At 55.7% G+C, this 17,530-nt stretch carries 17 protein-coding genes; 9 read left to right on the forward strand and 8 right to left on the reverse strand.

All coding sequences use genetic code 11. The annotated features are described in order from the left end of the window. Positions 1–14: 14 nt before the first annotated feature. From dnaE to tilS, 5 genes are all read left to right on the forward strand, one after another. Positions 15–3,497: a DNA polymerase III subunit alpha gene (gene dnaE / locus ACSVHP_RS16960; RefSeq protein WP_447552512.1), complete on the forward strand. Its 3,483-nt coding sequence runs from the start codon at positions 15–17 to the stop codon at positions 3,495–3,497. A 12-nt stretch (positions 3,498–3,509) separates the two neighbouring features. Further along, a complete protein-coding gene (gene accA, locus ACSVHP_RS16965; protein ID WP_013095666.1) occupies positions 3,510–4,469 on the forward strand; it encodes an acetyl-CoA carboxylase carboxyl transferase subunit alpha in 960 nt (319 codons plus the stop codon). A 100-nt stretch (positions 4,470–4,569) separates the two neighbouring features. Continuing rightward, positions 4,570–6,702, forward strand: coding sequence for a lysine decarboxylase LdcC (locus ACSVHP_RS16970; RefSeq protein ID WP_447552513.1), 2,133 nt, complete (start codon positions 4,570–4,572; stop codon positions 6,700–6,702). Positions 6,703–6,767: 65 nt separating this feature from the next. Continuing rightward, positions 6,768–7,157, forward strand: a complete 390-nt coding sequence (locus tag ACSVHP_RS16975; protein WP_234675580.1) for a VOC family protein — start codon at positions 6,768–6,770, stop codon at positions 7,155–7,157. A gap of 58 nt (positions 7,158–7,215) precedes the next feature. Continuing rightward, positions 7,216–8,502, forward strand: a complete 1,287-nt coding sequence (tilS, locus tag ACSVHP_RS16980) for a tRNA lysidine(34) synthetase TilS (protein WP_447552520.1) — start codon at positions 7,216–7,218, stop codon at positions 8,500–8,502. 29 nt (positions 8,503–8,531) lie between these two features. Here the strand turns inward: tilS and rof are convergent, their stop codons facing one another. Together rof and ACSVHP_RS16990 are read right to left on the reverse strand one after the other, a co-directional pair. Further along, positions 8,532–8,792 carry a Rho-binding antiterminator gene (rof, locus tag ACSVHP_RS16985; protein ID WP_234675581.1) on the reverse strand — a complete coding sequence of 87 codons (261 nt, stop codon included), beginning with the start codon at positions 8,790–8,792 and terminating at the stop codon, positions 8,532–8,534. Next, a complete protein-coding gene (locus ACSVHP_RS16990; protein ID WP_006173580.1) occupies positions 8,779–8,979 on the reverse strand; it encodes a YaeP family protein in 201 nt (66 codons plus the stop codon). The genes rof and ACSVHP_RS16990 overlap by 14 nt, the downstream gene beginning before the upstream one ends. A gap of 195 nt (positions 8,980–9,174) precedes the next feature. On the opposite strand from ACSVHP_RS16990, the gene ACSVHP_RS16995 reads away from it, so the two are divergent. Genes ACSVHP_RS16995 through nlpE form a run of 3 tightly spaced genes read left to right on the forward strand, consistent with a single transcriptional unit; the run spans position 9,175 to position 10,873 of the window. Continuing rightward, complete coding sequence (locus ACSVHP_RS16995; RefSeq protein ID WP_234675582.1) at positions 9,175–9,720, forward strand: YaeQ family protein; 546 nt, start codon at positions 9,175–9,177, stop codon at positions 9,718–9,720. Next, entirely contained in the window at positions 9,717–10,139 is a 423-nt protein-coding gene (gene arfB / locus ACSVHP_RS17000; RefSeq protein WP_417315143.1) for an alternative ribosome rescue aminoacyl-tRNA hydrolase ArfB, read from the forward strand. The genes ACSVHP_RS16995 and arfB overlap by 4 nt, the downstream gene beginning before the upstream one ends. Positions 10,140–10,174: 35 nt before the next feature. Further along, a complete protein-coding gene (nlpE, locus tag ACSVHP_RS17005) occupies positions 10,175–10,873 on the forward strand; it encodes an envelope stress response activation lipoprotein NlpE (RefSeq protein WP_447552515.1) in 699 nt (232 codons plus the stop codon). Positions 10,874–10,920: 47 nt separating this feature from the next. On the opposite strand, the gene proS is transcribed toward nlpE, so the two are convergent. The 6 genes from proS to metN all read right to left on the reverse strand — a co-directional run bounded on the left by proS (position 10,921) and on the right by metN (position 16,500). Continuing rightward, entirely contained in the window at positions 10,921–12,639 is a 1,719-nt protein-coding gene (gene proS / locus ACSVHP_RS17010) for a proline--tRNA ligase (protein WP_417315146.1), read from the reverse strand. A gap of 112 nt (positions 12,640–12,751) precedes the next feature. Beyond that, a complete protein-coding gene (gene tsaA, locus ACSVHP_RS17015) occupies positions 12,752–13,459 on the reverse strand; it encodes a tRNA (N6-threonylcarbamoyladenosine(37)-N6)-methyltransferase TrmO (protein WP_447552516.1) in 708 nt (235 codons plus the stop codon). Further along, entirely contained in the window at positions 13,456–13,860 is a 405-nt protein-coding gene (rcsF, locus tag ACSVHP_RS17020; protein WP_234675587.1) for an Rcs stress response system protein RcsF, read from the reverse strand. The genes tsaA and rcsF overlap by 4 nt, the downstream gene beginning before the upstream one ends. 106 nt (positions 13,861–13,966) lie before the next feature. Next, entirely contained in the window at positions 13,967–14,782 is an 816-nt protein-coding gene (gene metQ / locus ACSVHP_RS17025; protein WP_119938460.1) for a methionine ABC transporter substrate-binding lipoprotein MetQ, read from the reverse strand. A gap of 40 nt (positions 14,783–14,822) precedes the next feature. Continuing rightward, positions 14,823–15,476 carry a methionine ABC transporter permease MetI gene (locus ACSVHP_RS17030; RefSeq protein ID WP_234675589.1) on the reverse strand — a complete coding sequence of 218 codons (654 nt, stop codon included), beginning with the start codon at positions 15,474–15,476 and terminating at the stop codon, positions 14,823–14,825. Next, positions 15,469–16,500: a methionine ABC transporter ATP-binding protein MetN gene (gene metN / locus ACSVHP_RS17035; RefSeq protein ID WP_447552517.1), complete on the reverse strand. Its 1,032-nt coding sequence runs from the start codon at positions 16,498–16,500 to the stop codon at positions 15,469–15,471. The genes ACSVHP_RS17030 and metN overlap by 8 nt, the downstream gene beginning before the upstream one ends. A 188-nt stretch (positions 16,501–16,688) precedes the next feature. Between metN and gmhB the strand changes: the two genes are divergently transcribed. After that, positions 16,689–17,255, forward strand: a complete 567-nt coding sequence (gene gmhB, locus ACSVHP_RS17040; protein ID WP_447552518.1) for a D-glycero-beta-D-manno-heptose 1,7-bisphosphate 7-phosphatase — start codon at positions 16,689–16,691, stop codon at positions 17,253–17,255. Positions 17,256–17,530 lie beyond the last annotated feature (275 nt).

Consider the following 17,530-nt stretch of genomic DNA (forward strand, 5'->3'; position numbering starts at 1 on the left):
CGCGGAATCTGAAGATGGCTGAACCACGTTTCGTACACCTGCGGGTGCATAGCGACTACTCCATGATCGATGGGCTGGCAAAGACCGGGCCGCTGGTGAAAAAGGCGGCCGCGTTAGGTATGCCTGCACTGGCGATCACCGATTTTACCAACCTGTGTGGCTTGGTGAAGTTCTACGGAACGGCGCATGGCGCAGGGCTGAAACCTATCGTCGGCGCTGATTTTCATGTGCAAAGCGATCTGATCGGCGATGAACTGACGCAGATCACCGTCCTGGCCATGAATAATACCGGCTATCAGAACCTCACGCTGCTGATTTCGAAAGCCTATCAGCGCGGCTACGGCGCGCTTGGCCCGTGGATAGACCGGGACTGGCTGGCGGAGCTCAACGAAGGGCTGCTGCTGATCTCCGGCGGCCGGATGGGCGACGTTGGCAAATGCCTGATGCGCGGCAATAGCGCGCTCGTTGATCAGTGCGTATCGTTCTACGAAGAATATTTCCCGGATCGCTACTATCTGGAGCTGATCCGCACCGGTCGTGCCGATGAAGAGAGCTATCTTCACGCGGCGGTCGCGCTGGCTGAAGAGCGCGGCCTGCCGGTAGTGGCGACCAACGACGTCCGTTTCCTTGAGCCTGGCGACTTTGACGCTCATGAGATCCGCGTTGCCATCCACGACGGCTTTACCCTCGACGATCCCAAACGTCCGCGTAACTACTCCTCGCAGCAGTACATGCGCAGCGAAGACGAGATGTGCGAGCTGTTCTCCGATCTGCCGGAAGCGCTGGAAAACAGCGTAGAAATTGCCAAGCGCTGCAACGTGACCGTGCGCCTCGGCGAATACTTCCTGCCGCAGTTCCCGACGGGCGACATGACCACGGAAGATTTCCTGGTCGCGAAATCCAAAGAAGGTCTCGAAGAGCGCCTGGAATTTCTGTTCCCGGATGAAGCCGAACGCAAAGAAAAACGTCCTCCGTACGATGAGCGTCTGGATATTGAACTCCAGGTGATCAACCAGATGGGCTTCCCCGGCTACTTCCTGATCGTTATGGAGTTCATCCAGTGGTCGAAGGATAACGGCGTGCCGGTAGGGCCGGGCCGTGGTTCCGGTGCAGGTTCGCTGGTGGCCTATGCGCTGAAAATTACCGATCTCGACCCGCTGGAGTTCGACCTGCTGTTCGAACGTTTCCTTAACCCGGAACGTGTCTCAATGCCCGACTTCGACGTCGACTTCTGCATGGAGAAACGCGACCAGGTTATCGAACACGTGGCGGACATGTATGGCCGCGACGCGGTATCGCAGATTATTACGTTCGGTACGATGGCCGCGAAGGCGGTTATCCGCGACGTGGGCCGCGTGCTGGGTCACCCGTACGGGTTCGTTGACCGCATTTCCAAGCTGGTGCCGCCCGATCCGGGCATGACGCTGGCAAAAGCCTTTGAAGCCGAACCGCAGCTGCCGGAAATCTACGAGGCGGACGAAGAGGTCAAAGCGCTGATCGACATGGCGCGTAAGCTTGAAGGGGTGACGCGTAACGCCGGTAAACACGCCGGTGGGGTGGTTATCGCCCCGACCAAAATTACCGATTTCGCGCCGCTGTACTGTGACGAAGCGGGCCAGCACCCGGTTACCCAGTTTGACAAGAACGACGTGGAATACGCCGGGCTGGTGAAGTTCGACTTCCTCGGCCTGCGTACGCTCACCATCATCAACTGGGCGCTGGAGATGATCAACGCCCGCCGCGAGAAGAACGGCGAGCCGCCGCTGGATATCGCCGCCATCCCGCTGGATGACAAGAAAAGCTTCGACATGCTGCAACGCTCGGAAACCACGGCGGTATTCCAGCTTGAATCCCGCGGCATGAAAGATCTGATTAAGCGCCTGCAACCCGACTGCTTCGAAGATATGATCGCACTGGTGGCGCTGTTCCGCCCGGGCCCGTTGCAGTCAGGGATGGTAGATAACTTCATCGACCGTAAGCACGGGCGCGAAGAGATTTCCTACCCGGACGTTCAGTGGCAGCACGAAAGCCTGAAGCCGGTTCTGGAGCCAACCTACGGCATCATCCTGTATCAGGAACAGGTTATGCAGATTGCCCAGGTGCTCTCTGGCTACACCCTCGGCGGCGCGGACATGCTGCGTCGTGCGATGGGTAAGAAAAAGCCGGAAGAGATGGCCAAGCAGCGCGGCACCTTCGAAGAAGGGGCGAGAAAGAACGGCGTTGACGGCGAACTGGCGATAAAAATCTTCGACCTGGTAGAGAAATTTGCCGGGTACGGCTTTAACAAATCCCACTCCGCTGCGTATGCGCTGGTCTCTTATCAGACGCTGTGGCTGAAGGCGCACTATCCTGCCGAATTTATGGCGGCGGTAATGACCGCCGATATGGACAACACCGAGAAGGTTGTTGGCCTGGTGGACGAGTGCTGGCGTATGGGGCTGAAGATCCTGCCGCCGGATATCAACTCGGGTCTGTACCATTTCCACGTTAACGAGCACGGGGAAATTGTTTACGGCATCGGCGCGATCAAAGGCGTGGGTGAAGGGCCGATTGAGGCTATCATCGAAGCGCGTAACAACGGCGGCTATTTCCGCGAGCTGTTCGATCTTTGCGCCCGTACCGACACCAAAAAACTGAACCGCCGCGTGCTTGAAAAGCTGATCATGTCCGGGGCGTTCGACAGGCTTGGTCCGCACCGCGCCGCGCTGATGAACTCGCTGGGCGATGCGCTGAAAGCGGCAGATCAGCACGCTAAAGCGGAAGCGATAGGGCAAGCGGATATGTTCGGCGTGCTGGCGGAAGAGCCAGAGCAGATAGAACAGTCCTATTCCAACTGCCAGCCTTGGCCAGAACAGGTGGTGCTGGATGGCGAACGTGAAACGTTAGGTCTGTACCTGACGGGTCACCCGATCAACCAGTACATTAAAGAAATTGAGCGCTATGTCGGCGGCCACAGGCTAAAAGACATGCATCCGACAGATCGTGGTAAAATCACCACGGCTGCGGGGCTCGTGATTGCTGCAAGGGTAATGGTCACCAAGCGCGGCAATCGTATCGGCATCTGTACGCTGGATGACCGTTCCGGGCGTCTGGAGGTGATGTTGTTCACCGACGCGCTGGATAAATACCAGCAATTGCTGGAAAAAGACCGCATACTTATCGTCAGCGGACAGGTCAGCTTTGATGACTTCAGCGGGGGGCTTAAAATGACCGCCCGCGAAGTGATGGACATTGACGAAGCCCGTGAAAAATATGCTCGCGGGCTTGCTATCTCGCTGACGGACAGGCAAATTGATGACCAGCTTTTAAACCGACTCCGTCAGTCTCTGGAACCCCACCGCTCGGGGACAATTCCAGTACATCTCTACTATCAGAGGGCGGATGCACGTGCGCGGTTGCGCTTTGGTGCAACGTGGCGTGTCTCTCCGAGCGATCGTTTACTAAACGATCTCCGTGGCCTCATTGGTTCGGAGCAGGTGGAACTGGAGTTTGACTAATACAGGAATACTATGAGTCTGAATTTCCTTGATTTCGAACAGCCGATTGCAGAGCTGGAAGCGAAAATCGATTCTCTGACAGCAGTGAGCCGTCAGGATGAAAAACTGGATATTAACATCGACGAAGAAGTGCATCGTCTGCGCGAAAAAAGCGTAGAACTGACGCGCAAAATCTTTGCCGATCTCGGCGCATGGCAGATTGCCCAGCTGGCGCGTCATCCACAGCGCCCGTACACCCTGGATTATGTCCGCCTGGCGTTTGATGAATTTGACGAACTGGCAGGCGATCGCGCTTATGCTGACGACAAAGCAATTGTCGGCGGTATCGCTCGTCTGGACGGTCGCCCGGTGATGATCATTGGTCACCAGAAAGGCCGTGAAACCAAAGAGAAAATTCGCCGTAACTTTGGTATGCCAGCGCCAGAAGGCTACCGTAAAGCGCTGCGTCTGATGGAGATGGCTGAGCGTTTCAACATGCCAATCATCACCTTCATCGACACCCCGGGTGCGTATCCGGGCGTGGGCGCGGAAGAGCGCGGTCAGTCTGAAGCCATTGCGCGCAACCTGCGCGAGATGTCTCGCCTGAAGGTGCCAGTCATCTGTACCGTTATCGGTGAAGGTGGCTCCGGCGGTGCGCTGGCAATCGGCGTGGGCGATAAAGTGAATATGCTGCAATACAGCACCTATTCCGTTATCTCCCCGGAAGGCTGTGCCTCTATTCTGTGGAAGAGCGCCGACAAAGCGCCTCTGGCAGCAGAAGCGATGGGCATTATTGCGCCGCGTCTGAAAGAGCTGAAACTGATCGACACCGTGATCCCAGAACCGCTGGGTGGCGCGCACCGTAAGCCGGAAGTGATGGCTGCTTCCCTGAAGGCGCAGCTGCTGGCTGACCTGGCCGATCTCGACGTGCTGAGCAAAGAAGACCTGCTCAACCGCCGCTATCAGCGTCTGATGACCTACGGTTACGCATAAGCTTCACAATTATCTGAAAAGCCGCACATTGTTGCGGCTTTTTTTATAGCTGCGGTTTACCCTGGCTATGCTTAGCTAATGTTTTTCAAGGAGGTAGACCGTGAACATCATTGCCATCATGGGGCCACACGGCGTCTTTTACAAAGATGAACCCATCAAGGAGCTTGAGCAATCATTGCAGGCTCGCGGATATCAGCTGATATGGCCGCACAACAGCGCAGACCTGCTGAAATTCATCGAACACAACCCGCGCATCTGCGGCGTCATTTTTGACTGGGACGAGTACGATCTGGAGCTGTGCAGCGACATCAATAAGCTGAACGAATATCTTCCGCTGTATGCGTTTATCAACACCCATTCGACGATGGACGTCAGCGCCAATGATATGCGCATGGCGCTGTGGTTCTTTGAATACTCCCTCGGCGTTGCGGACGATATTGCGACCCGTATTCAGCAGTACACGAAGGAATATCTCGAAAATATCACGCCGCCGTTTACCCGCGCGCTGTTCACCTACGTGAAAGAGGGAAAATACACCTTTTGCACGCCGGGGCACATGGCGGGCACGGCTTACCAGAAAAGCCCGGTTGGCTGCCTGTTTTACGATTTCTTTGGCGGCAACACGCTGAAGGCGGATGTCTCGATTTCGGTCACCGAGTTAGGGTCATTGCTCGATCACACCGGGCCGCATCTGGAGGCCGAAGAGTACATCGCCCGCACCTTTGGCGCCGAGCAGAGCTACATGGTGACCAACGGCACCTCGACGTCGAATAAAATCGTCGGCATGTACGCCGCGCCTGCGGGCAGCACGCTGCTGATTGACCGTAACTGCCATAAATCGCTGGCGCACCTGCTGATGATGAGCGACGTCGTGCCGCTCTGGCTCTCACCAACGCGCAACGCGCTTGGGATTTTGGGCGGCATTCCGCGTCGCGAATTTACCCATGATGCTATCGAACGCAAGGTAGCGGCGATCCCCGGCGCGAGCTGGCCCGTTCACTCTGTTATTACCAACTCCACCTATGACGGGCTGCTCTATAACACCAACTGGATCAAGCAGACGCTCGACGTGCCGTCGATCCACTTTGATTCCGCGTGGGTGCCCTACACCAATTTCCACCCGATTTATTCGGGCAAAAGCGGGATGAGCGGCGAACGCGTGCCGGGCAAAGTGTTCTTCGAAACGCAATCGACCCACAAAATGCTGGCCGCGTTTTCCCAGGCGTCGCTGATTCACATCAAAGGCGAGTACGACGAAGACACCTTCAACGAAGCCTTTATGATGCACACCACCACGTCGCCGAGCTATCCGCTGGTGGCCTCTATCGAAACGGCGGCGGCGATGCTGCGCGGCAATCCCGGCAAGCGGCTGATCAACCGTTCGGTGGAGCGCGCGCTGCACTTCCGCAAAGAGGTCCAGCGCCTTAAAGATGAAGCCGACGGCTGGTTCTTTGATATCTGGCAGCCGGAAGAGATCGACGAGGCCGAATGCTGGCCCGTTTCGCCCGGTGAGAGCTGGCACGGCTTCCGCGATGCGGACGCTGACCATATGTTCCTCGATCCGGTAAAAGTGACGATCCTGACGCCGGGCATGGACGAGCAGGGCGTGATGAACGATGAGGGGATCCCCGCCGCGCTGGTGGCGAAATTCCTCGACGAGCGTGGCGTGGTGGTCGAAAAAACCGGGCCGTATAATCTGCTGTTCCTGTTCAGCATCGGGATCGACAAAACCCGAGCGATGGGGCTGCTGCGCGGGCTAATGGAGTTTAAGCGTGCCTACGATCTCAACCTGCGGGTCAAAAATATGCTGCCGGATCTCTATGCGGAAGATCCGGACTTCTACCGCAATATGCGCATTCAGGATCTGGCGCAGGGGATCCACAAGCTCATCCGCCAGCACGATCTGCCGCGTCTGATGCTTCAGGCATTCGACGTGCTGCCGGAAATGAAGCTTACGCCGCACAAGGCCTGGCAGCGGCAGGTGAAGGGAGAGGTCGAAACGGTCGAGCTGGAAAATCTGGTTGGTCGCGTGTCGGCAAACATGATCCTGCCGTATCCGCCAGGCGTGCCGCTGCTGATGCCGGGTGAGATGATCACCGAACAGAGCAGGGCGGTGCTCGATTTCCTGCTGATGCTCTGCTCCGTTGGCCGCCACTATCCGGGCTTTGAAACCGACATCCACGGCGCGAAGCGCGATGAGCAGGGCGTCTATTGGGTTCGAGTCCTAAAATAAAGGCGAGCGCTTGCGCGAGGCGGGTTTTCGGTTGTAACGTTTCGGCTTCAAAAAAAGGAGAAGCTATGCTGGGTTTAAAACAGGTTCATCATATAGCGATCATTGCGACCCACTATGAGAAAAGTAAGTCGTTTTACTGCGACATTCTGGGCTTTACGCTGCTTGGCGAAGCCTATCGTGAAGAGCGCGATTCCTGGAAAGGCGATCTCGCTCTGAACGGGCAGTACGTGATCGAGCTGTTTTCATTCCCTTTCCCGCCGGCTCGTCCTTCCCGTCCGGAAGCCTGCGGCCTTCGCCATCTCGCCTTTAGCGTGGATGACATCGACGGCGCCGTGAAGCATCTCGAAGACCACGGCGTGAAGTGCGAAGCGATTCGGGTCGATCCCTTTACCGGCAAGCGATTCACCTTTTTCAACGATCCCGATGGCCTGCCGCTGGAGCTTTACCAGCAGTGATGCCCGTCATGTGTGATAATGCCCGTCTTGTTCGGGCATTTTTTTGCGCAAAATCTCTATGACCCTACCCGCTATCGCTCACGCCGTTTCACCCTACCGCCAGCTGCTGGTGGGATTCAGCGGTGGTCTGGACTCCACCGTTCTGCTGCACCGTCTGATGCTCTGGCGCGACCAGGCGCCGGACGTGCAGCTTCGCGCTATCCATATTCATCATGGCTTAAGCCCGTATGCCGACGACTGGGTGACGCACTGCGAAGCGCTCTGTGCCGAATGGGATATCCCGCTGCGGGTTGAACGGGTCACGCTTGAGGACGAGGGGCTGGGGATCGAGGCGCAGGCGCGTAAGGCCCGCTATGCCGCCTTTGCCGGTGCGCTGAACGCCGGTGAAGCGCTGGTGACGGCGCAGCATATAGACGATCAGTGCGAAACCTTGATGCTCGCCCTTAAGCGGGGAAGCGGCCCGGCGGGATTATCCGCCATGCCCGAGCGCAGCGGTTTTGCCGGCACGCAGCTTATTCGCCCGCTGCTCGGCGAGAGCCGCGCCTCGCTGGAGGCCTGGGCGCAGGAACACAGCCTGCGCTGGATTGAGGACGACAGCAATCAGGACGACGGCTTCGACCGCAACTTTCTGCGTCTTCGCGTGCTGCCTTTGCTCGCTGCTCGCTGGCCGCATTTTGCGCAGGCCTCCGCCAGAAGCGCGCAGCTTTGTGCCGAGCAGGAAAGTTTGCTTGATGAGCTGTTAAGCGAAGAGCTGGCTAAGATGGTTTCCCCTGATGGTGCGCTGGCTATCGCGCCGCTGGAAACGCTGAGCGCTGCGCGTCGTGCTGCGCTGCTGCGACGCTGGCTGGCCGGGCAGAACGCGGCAATGCCGTCCAGGGCTATGCTCCAGCGTATCTGGGATGAAGTGGCTCTGGCGCGCGAAGACGCCACCCCCTGTTTGCATCTCAACGGCTTTGAGATCCGGCGCTACAAAAGCCAGCTGTGGTGGGTAAAGTCCCGACCCTCGCTCGCTGAGGTGGTTCTCGACTGGCCTGCGCCTGCTGACCCGCTCGTTCTGCCGTTTGATGCGGGCGTTGTGTCCTTGACCCGTCCGGGTCATATTCGCCTGCCGCAGGCTCATGAGCCCGTCACCGTGCGCTTTAAGGCCAGCGGAATGCTGCATATCGTCGGGCGTAACGGCGGGCGCAAGCTGAAGAAAATCTGGCAGGAGAGCAATGTGCCGCCCTGGTTGCGCGATACCACGCCGCTGCTTTTTTATGGAGAAACGCTGATTGCGGCTGCGGGCGTCTTTATTACCGAAGAGGGATGGGCGGAAGAGGGCGTGTGTCTGACGTGGAAAAGATAACGGGCAGCCAGGCTGCCCGTTGACGATATTCAGGATTCGCTCACCACGACGGTGCCGATCTCCGGATGGCTAAAGCTGGCAATTTTGTCCAGGCGAAGCTCCCGCGTCGCACCGGCATCTTCCACGACCAGATATTCCACATTTTTACGTGAAACCAGGTCGCTGGCTTTGGCCTTCAACACTTCGCCGTCTTTTAATTCCAGCGTCAGAACCAGATGATGCTGGCAGGCGAGTTCGAGGTTGTCATAGTCATCACAATTGATGGGTTGATAGGTATCATTCATCGACATAATCGCTCACCAGTAAATTCGCCGCAGCATACGCTGCTTTTTCCCTGACCGATTCTGAAAGGCTCTCATCAGAGGCCACTTCATTTAGCACTTTCAATACACAGCCCAACGCGTCAGGAATGTATCCCAGATCGCCGCTGGCGATTTCCGCATACCGTTTGCGAATTAGCTCACAATAATTATTCACATCCCCTCCTGCCAGCGTACTGACTTTACTGTGAGATATCATTAAGCCTACGAAGATAAACTCGGTTTAGCAAGGTGACTATACCACACTCATTCAAGCAATATCAGCGCCTTGATGGCGGGCAACATCACCTCGTAACAGCCTTTTGGTCCCGGATTCGCTACAATGTATCCCTGAATCGAAAGGAGTTCTCTCATGGCGCTGAAAGCGACAATTTATAAAGCTGTGGTCAACGTGGCGGATCTTGACCGCAACCAGTTTCTCGATGCGTCACTGACGCTGGCGCGCCACCCGTCTGAAACCCAGGAGCGCATGATGCTGCGCCTGCTGGCGTGGATCAAATATGCCGATGAACGATTACAGTTCACCCGTGGTCTGAGTGCGGAAGACGAGCCGGAAGCCTGGCTGCGTAACGACCATATGGGCATCGATCTGTGGATTGAACTCGGCCTGCCGGACGAGCGCCGAATCAAAAAAGCCTGTACCCAGTCCGGCGAGGTGGCGCTGTTCGCCTATAACCAGCGCGCGGCGGAGATTTGGTGGCAGCAGAACAAGAACAAATGCGGACAGTTTAAAAACCTCACCGTCTGGTATCTGGACGATGAGCAGCTGGCGCAGCTGAGCGCCTTTGCTGGCAGAACGATGGTCCTCCAGGCAACCATTCAGGACGGGGCGATCTGGCTCTCTGATTCTCAGAATAATCTTGAAATTCATCTGACCGCCTGGCAACCGTCCGCATGATCGTTATCTCCCGTAACGTCAGCATTCCGGATAATGAGCTGGAGATCACCGCGATCCGCGCTCAGGGAGCGGGCGGGCAGCACGTTAATAAGGCCTCAACGGCTATTCATTTGCGCTTTGACATCCGGGCCTCCAGCCTGCCAGAGTATTATAAAGAAAGCCTGCTGGCCGCCAGCCATCATCTGATCACCAGCGACGGCGTGATGGTGATTAAAGCCCAGGAGTACCGCAGCCAGGAGCTGAACCGGGAAGCGGCGCTCGCCAGGCTGGTCGCCGTGATTAAAGAGTTAACCGCAGTGCAAAAAAGCCGTCGGCCGACGCGACCTACCCGCGCATCGAAAGAGCGCCGATTGTCGTCGAAGTCGCAGAAATCCACAGTCAAAGCACTACGCGGTAAAGTTCGTCGCCCCACCGAGTGACGAAAAGGAACACCAATTTTTATAAGGAATTTTCAGTGAGAAAAGCACTATTGTCAGTCCTGGCAGTGAGTACGCTCTTTGCACTTTTCGGGTGTAACAACCGTGCGGAAACGCAGGTCCTGCAACCTGCGCAGGCGCAAGAATTAAAGCCTATGCAGCAAAGCTGGCGCGGCGTGTTGCCCTGCGCGGATTGTGAAGGGATCGAAACCTCGTTGTTCCTGGAAAAAGATGGTACCTGGGTGATGAACCAGCGCTATCAGGGGGCAAAAGAACCGTCTTCGTTCGCCACCTACGGCACCTGGGCGCGTACCGCTGAGAAGCTGATCCTGACCGACACCACCGGCGATAAGATCTATTTCCGCGCCAAAGGTGAAGGGATGGAGATGCTCGATCGTGAAGGCAACCCGATTGAGTCGCAGTTCAACTACACCCTGGCCCCGGTGAAAGCGGCACTGCCAGCGACACCGATGGCAATGCGCGGCATGTACTTCTATATGGCCGATGCGGCAATCTTTACCGACTGTGCCACCGGTAAGAAAGTCAGCGTGGCGAACAACGCGCAGCTGGAGCGTGATTTCGCCGTCGCGCGCGGCAACGACAGCAAGCCGGTATTACTGACGCTTGACGGTCATTTTACGATGGAGCCGAATCCGGATAGCGGTGAAATGGTGAAAACGCTGGTGGCCGATAAAGAGGCGAAGTTTGTTGCGGGCAAAGACTGTTCCAGTCAATAAGCGGTTCAGCCCTATAAAAAACCCCGCATCAGCGGGGTTTTTGTTTTTTACGCCTTGATGGCGTTGACCAGGTAATCAAGAATGTCGCCCGTCTTGATCATCTGCTTCTCACCGTTACGACGGTATTTGTATTCAATCTCGTCGCTGTCGAGGTTACGGTCGCCGATAACGATGGTGTGTGGAATACCGATCAGCTCCATATCCGCGAACATCACGCCCGGACGCTCTTTACGGTCGTCCATCAGCACGTCAATGCCCTTCGCACGCAGCTCAGCGTACAGCTTCTCGGCCAGCTCCTGCACGCGGTAAGACTTGTGCATGTTCATTGGCAGAATAGCAACCTGGAACGGTGCGATGTTGTCTGGCCAGACGATGCCGCGCTCGTCATAGTTCTGCTCAATCGCCGCCGCCACCACGCGGGTCACCCCGATACCGTAGCAACCCATGGTCAGCACCTGGTTACGGCCATCTTCGCCCTGAACCGCTGCGTTCATCGCGCGGGAATACTTATCGCCCAGCTGGAAGATATGGCCCACTTCGATACCGCGTTTGATCATCAGTGTACCCTGACCGTCCGGGCTTGGATCGCCGGCGACCACGTTACGGATATCCGCCACTTCTGGCGTCGCTACATCGCGATCCCAGTTGATGCCGAAGTAGTGCTTACCGTCAATGTTGGCGCCAGCAGCGAAATCGCTCATTGCCGCAACGGTGCGGTCAATCACAACCGGAACAGGCATATTGACCGGGCCCAGTGAGCCAGGACCGGCATTCACCACCGCGCGGATTTCCGCTTCGGTTGCAAAGGTCAGCGGGCTGGCAACCAGCGCCAGTTTTTCTGCTTTCACCTCGTTCAGTTCGTGATCGCCACGCACCAGCAGGGCAACCAGCGGGCTTTTGCTGCCTTCAACCGCTTTCACCAGCAGGGTTTTAACGGTCTTCTCAACCGGCAGATTGAACTGCTCGACCAGCTCGGCGATGGTTTTAGCGTTTGGCGTATCTACCAGCTTCATCTCTTCGGTTGCCGCCGCGCGTGGCGCTTTCGGTGCCAGCGCTTCTGCAAATTCGATGTTCGCCGCGTAGTCTGAGGAGTCAGAGAAGATCACATCGTCTTCGCCGCTCTGGGCCAGTACCTGGAACTCGTGAGATGCGCTACCGCCGATCGAGCCGGTGTCAGCCTGCACGGCGCGGAAATCCAGACCCATGCGGGAGAAGATTTTGCTGTAGGCGTCGTACATCTTGTCGTAAGTCTCTTGCAGGGATTCCTGAGAGGTATGGAAAGAGTAGGCATCTTTCATCAGGAACTCGCGAGAGCGCATCACGCCAAAGCGCGGACGGACTTCATCACGGAACTTGGTCTGGATCTGGAAGAAGTTCAGCGGCAGCTGTTTGTAAGAGCTCAGCTCGTTACGGATCAGATCGGTGATGACTTCTTCATGCGTTGGGCCGAGAACAAACGGACGATCGCCGCGATCGGCAATACGCAGCAGTTCAGGACCGTACTGCTCCCAGCGACCGCTCTCCTGCCACAGCTCAGAGGGCTGAACAACCGGCATTAACACCTCGATTGCACCGGCGTTGTTCATCTCTTCACGCACGATGTTTTCGACTTTTTTCAGGACGCGCACGCCGGTCGGCAGCCAGGTGTATAAACCTGAGGCCAGCTTGCGGATCATCCCGGCGCGGAGCATCAGCTGGTGGCTGATCACTTCGGCGTCGGCAGGTGTCTCCTTCAGAGTGGAGAGCAGATATTGGCTAGTACGCATGTTGTTACGGTTCCATTTCTACGATTGGAACAGGCTGAAACGCCAGCCTGACACAAAAAAAGTGGTTTAGTTTACCAGTGTGGCAAAGATGCCAAAAGAGAGGAAAATAAAATTACCTGGGTTCCAGGGCGAAGACTTCGAATCCCGCCTCGGTGACGCGCCAGCGGACGTTAAAATCCAGCAGCCAGACGGCGTAGGTTTTCCCGGCGTCCTCTTCTTTTCGATAGGCAGGACGTGGATCCTGAGCCAGCACTTCAACGATAAAATCCCGCAGGCGCGGGTAGCGCTTTTCCAGCTCAATAAGCTGAATGGCCAGTTCCGGCGTGAAGCAGACCGGCATATCGGCCTGCGGCGCCTGCTGGGCATAGCTTGCGCGTGCGTCAGGCAGAGCTTCTGCGAAAGGAAGGTAAGGCTTGATGTCGATAACCGGCGTGCCATCCACCAGATCGAGGCTGCCCAGCTCAAGGATAACCTGCTCCTTGTGAGCGCGGATCCCTTTCAGTTCAACCAGAGACATGCCCACCGGATTCGGGCGGAAGGTTGAGCGGGTGGCGAACACCCCCATTCTTGCATTCCCACCCAGACGAGGAGGGCGCACGGTTGGACGCCAGCCGCCTTCCATCGTCTGGTGAAACACAAAAATAACCCACAGGTGGCTAAATGCTTCCAGCCCGCGCACCGCATCGGCCTGATTGTAAGGCGCGATTAAGTGAAGCTCGCCGCCGCTGCTTTTCACCAGACCAGGCTGGCGCGGAACGGCAAACTTCTCTTTATACGGGGAGCGGATAACGCCTATCTGCTCGAACTGAAATGAACTCATTTAGCAGAGATGTTAAGCGCAGAACCGACGCAAACGGCCTGACGATAGCAGCCCGGCGTACCGCTGGTGACTTCGCAGCTGTGCAGCAGAACTGCGTTCGCTTTCATTTTGGAAGCATTGATCTGCATACGCTTGCGGGCGGTTGGGATATTCGGTGGGGAATCCTGATTTGTCGCCTGGCAGGAATCGCCGCTTACTTCACCCAGCTCGCGGAACGGCTTGCCCACTAAGTCTTCGGCTTTGGTGATAATTCTTACCGGCGCAGGGCGAGGGGCTTTCGGTTTCGCTGGCTCCGCTTTTGGCGGGGTTGCAGTGCTTTGAACAGGTTCAACAGGAGATCTGCTTAGCATAGAACAGCCGCTCAGCATCAGTGCTAAAAGACAGATCGGTAAAGCACGCATAATAGTTCCTCAGTGGATAATCAAATCGGCAGATATTGAATCAGTTAGCTGCATAAATGACAAGACGGGCAAATGCCCGTCCTGATGATATTACACTGAGGTCAGATTACCAGCCTTTAACAGCGCCGCCGTTAAAGACCTTGTTGGCTTCCTGATAAACTTCGTCAGACTGATACGCCTGAACGAATTTCTTCACGTTCTCGGCATCTTTGTTGTCTTCACGGGTTACGATCAGGTTGACGTACGGAGAGTCTTTATCTTCAACGAAGATACCGTCTTTCGCAGGGGTCAGACCAATCTGGCTTGCGTAGGTGGTGTTGATAACCGCCAGGGCAATCTGCGCATCGTCCAGGGAGCGCGGCAGCTGTGGTGCTTCCAGCTCAACCAGTTTCAGATTTTTTGGATTCTCGGTCACGTCCAGAACGGTCGGCAGCAGGCCAACGCCGTCTTTCAGTTTGATCAGACCCACTTTTTGCAGCAGCAGCAGGGAGCGGCCCAGGTTGGTTGGATCGTTAGGAATCGCAACCTGAGAACCCGGCTGTAATTCGTCCAGAGATTTAATTTTCTTGGAGTAGCCCGCGATTGGATAAACGAAGGTGTTACCGGCAGCAACCAGCTTATAGCCACGGTCTTTGATCTGCTGATCCAGGTACGGTTTATGCTGGAAGGCGTTCGCGTCGATGTCGCCTTTGCTCAGCGCTTCGTTTGGCAGAACGTAGTCATTGAAGGTCACCAGCTCAACGTCCAGACCGTATTTCTCTTTCGCGACTTTCTGCGCTACTTCAGCAACCTGCTGTTCTGCGCCCACAATCACGCCCACTTTAATATGGTTCGGATCCTTCTCGTCCTGACCACAACCCACCAGTGCCAGAGAGCCGATCAGCGCGCCTACCGCTGCAAAGGTCTTTAATTTAAACGCCATGTTTTATCCTTAACTCGTCGAGTTTGTGTTGTGTTTAACGTTATTTGTGAGTAACAGCCCGGACGATACGATCGCCAGAGAACTGGATTAAGTAAACCAGAACGACCAGCAATACCAGAACCGTATTCATCACGGTAGCGTTATAGCCGATATAACCGTATTGATAGCCAATCTGACCTAAACCGCCCGCGCCAACGGCACCGCCCATCGCGGAATAGCCAACCAGCGTGATAAGCGTGATGGTCGCGGCGTTCACCAGGCCCGGCAGCGCTTCAGGAAGCAGAACTTTACGCACGATCTGAAGCGGAGTTGCACCCATAGCGCGTGACGCTTCGATCAAACCGGTTGGAATTTCCAGCAGGGCGTTTTCCACCATACGGGCGATAAACGGTGCTGCACCGACGGTCAGCGGGACAATCGCCGCCTGAAGACCAATAGAGGTCCCAACGATCACGCGGGTAAAGGGAATCATCCACACCAGCAGAATAATGAACGGGATCGAACGGAAGATGTTCACGAAGGCAGAGAGCGTACGGTAGAGCTTCGCGTTCTCAATAATTTGCCCAGGACGCGTCACGTACAGCAGAACGCCGACCGGCAGGCCAATCACGAAACCAAAGAAACCTGATACGAAGGTCATTGCCAGCGTTTCCCACACGCCGCGAACCAGCAGCCAAATCATCGGTTCAGACATAACCCAGTACCTCTACTTTTACATGATGTTCTTGCAGCCAGGCGATCGCCGCCTGTGTTTCTTCCTGTGTGCCGTGCATTTCAGTCAGCATGATGCCGAACTTCACGCCGCCTGCGTAATCCATCTGCGCGCTAATAATGTTGTTGTTTACGTTGAAGCGGCGCGCGGTTTCGGAAAGCAGCGGCGCATCCACGGACTGACCGGTGAACTCCATGCGTAGCATCGGCACGCTGTCCGCCGTCGATTCTGATTTCAGACGCTCCAGATAATCTTCCGGAATATCCAGATGCAGCGTGGACTGAATAAACTGCTGTGCCAGCGGCGTTTTAGGATGCGAGAACACTTCGCTCACGGTGTCTTGCTCAATCAGCTCACCGTTGCTGATCACGGCAACGCAGTCGCAGATGCGTTTCACCACGTCCATTTCATGCGTAATAAGGAGGATGGTCAGACCGAGGCGACGGTTAATGTCTTTCAGCAGTTCCAGAATAGAGCGGGTCGTTGCCGGATCTAACGCGCTGGTGGCTTCATCACACAGCAGAATTTTTGGATTGCTTGCCAGCGCACGGGCAATTGCCACACGCTGTTTTTGACCGCCGGAAAGGTTTGCCGGATAGCTGTCGTGCTTATCACCTAAGCCCACCAGATCCAGCAGCTCGGTCACGCGGCGCTTGATTTCATCTTTCGGGGTATTGTCCAGCTCAAGCGGCAGGGCAACGTTGCCAAATACCGTGCGGGATGCCAGCAGGTTAAAGTGCTGGAAAATCATGCCGATCTGACGACGCGCTTTGGTTAATTCTTTCTCTGAGAGGGCGGTAAGTTCCTGTCCGCCAACGTCCACGGTGCCCTGCGTTGGCCGCTCAAGCAGGTTAACACAACGGATCAGCGTACTTTTGCCCGCACCCGATGCGCCAATGACGCCATAAATTTGACCAGCAGGAACATGCAGGCTGACGTTGTTCAGCGCCTGAATGGTTCGGTTCCCCTGCTGGAACACTTTGGTGATATTGGAAAGTTTAATCATTAGATTATTTTTATCGTATGTAAGTTAGCCGTGGCATTTTCTTCTGCCAGATACGGGTGATGCCCGTAAACAAAATGGATGTTAAGGCATCCAGACGTCTAAATCAATCCAACTCTGTGCGATGAGCACTTTATTGCGCTGCGATTCATGAGATACTAGCTGAACATGCCTTTTTCAGGAGCAAACCGGTGGCAAAATCAGTACCCGCAATTTTTCTCGACCGTGATGGCACTATTAATGTGGATCACGGTTATGTCCATGAGATCGATGAGTTCGAGTTTATCGAGGGCGCAATAGATGCAATGCGCCAGCTGAAAGAGATGGGTTATGCGCTGGTGGTGGTCACCAATCAGTCGGGTATTGCACGCGGTAAATTCACCGAAGCGCAGTTTGAAACGCTGACCGAATGGATGGACTGGTCATTGGCCGATCGCGGCGTCGATCTCGACGGTATCTATTATTGTCCGCACCATCCTCAGGGAACAGTAGAAGAGTACCGTCAGACGTGCGACTGTCGTAAGCCGCATCCGGGCATGTTTATCTCCGCACAAGAATTCCTGCACATCGATATGGCGGCTTCTTATATGGTGGGCGATAAATTGGAAGATATGCAGGCGGCGGCGGCTGCCGGCGTAGGCACTAAAGTTCTCGTTCGTACCGGTAAGCCCGTTACCCCAGAAGCCGAGAATGCGGCTGATTGGGTGGTTAATAGCCTGGCAGAACTGCCAAAAGAGATTAAAAAGCATCAAAAATAGGCGTTTTGGCGAAAAGGTGAGCGGTTGAAATAAAATTGTATTTTTCCGCTTGTCATTCCTTGGGAGCTCCCTATAATGCGCCTCCATCGACACGGCGGATGTGAATCACTTCACAAACAACCCGGTCGGTTGAAGAGAAAAAATCCTGAAATAACGGGTTGACTCTGAAAGAGGAAAGCGTAATATACGCCACCTCGCAACGGTGAGCGAAAGCCGCGTTGCACTGCTCTTTAACAATTTATCAGACAATCTGTGTGGGCACTCAAAGTGACATG

The organism is Enterobacter sp. 186315, assembly GCF_053290175.1.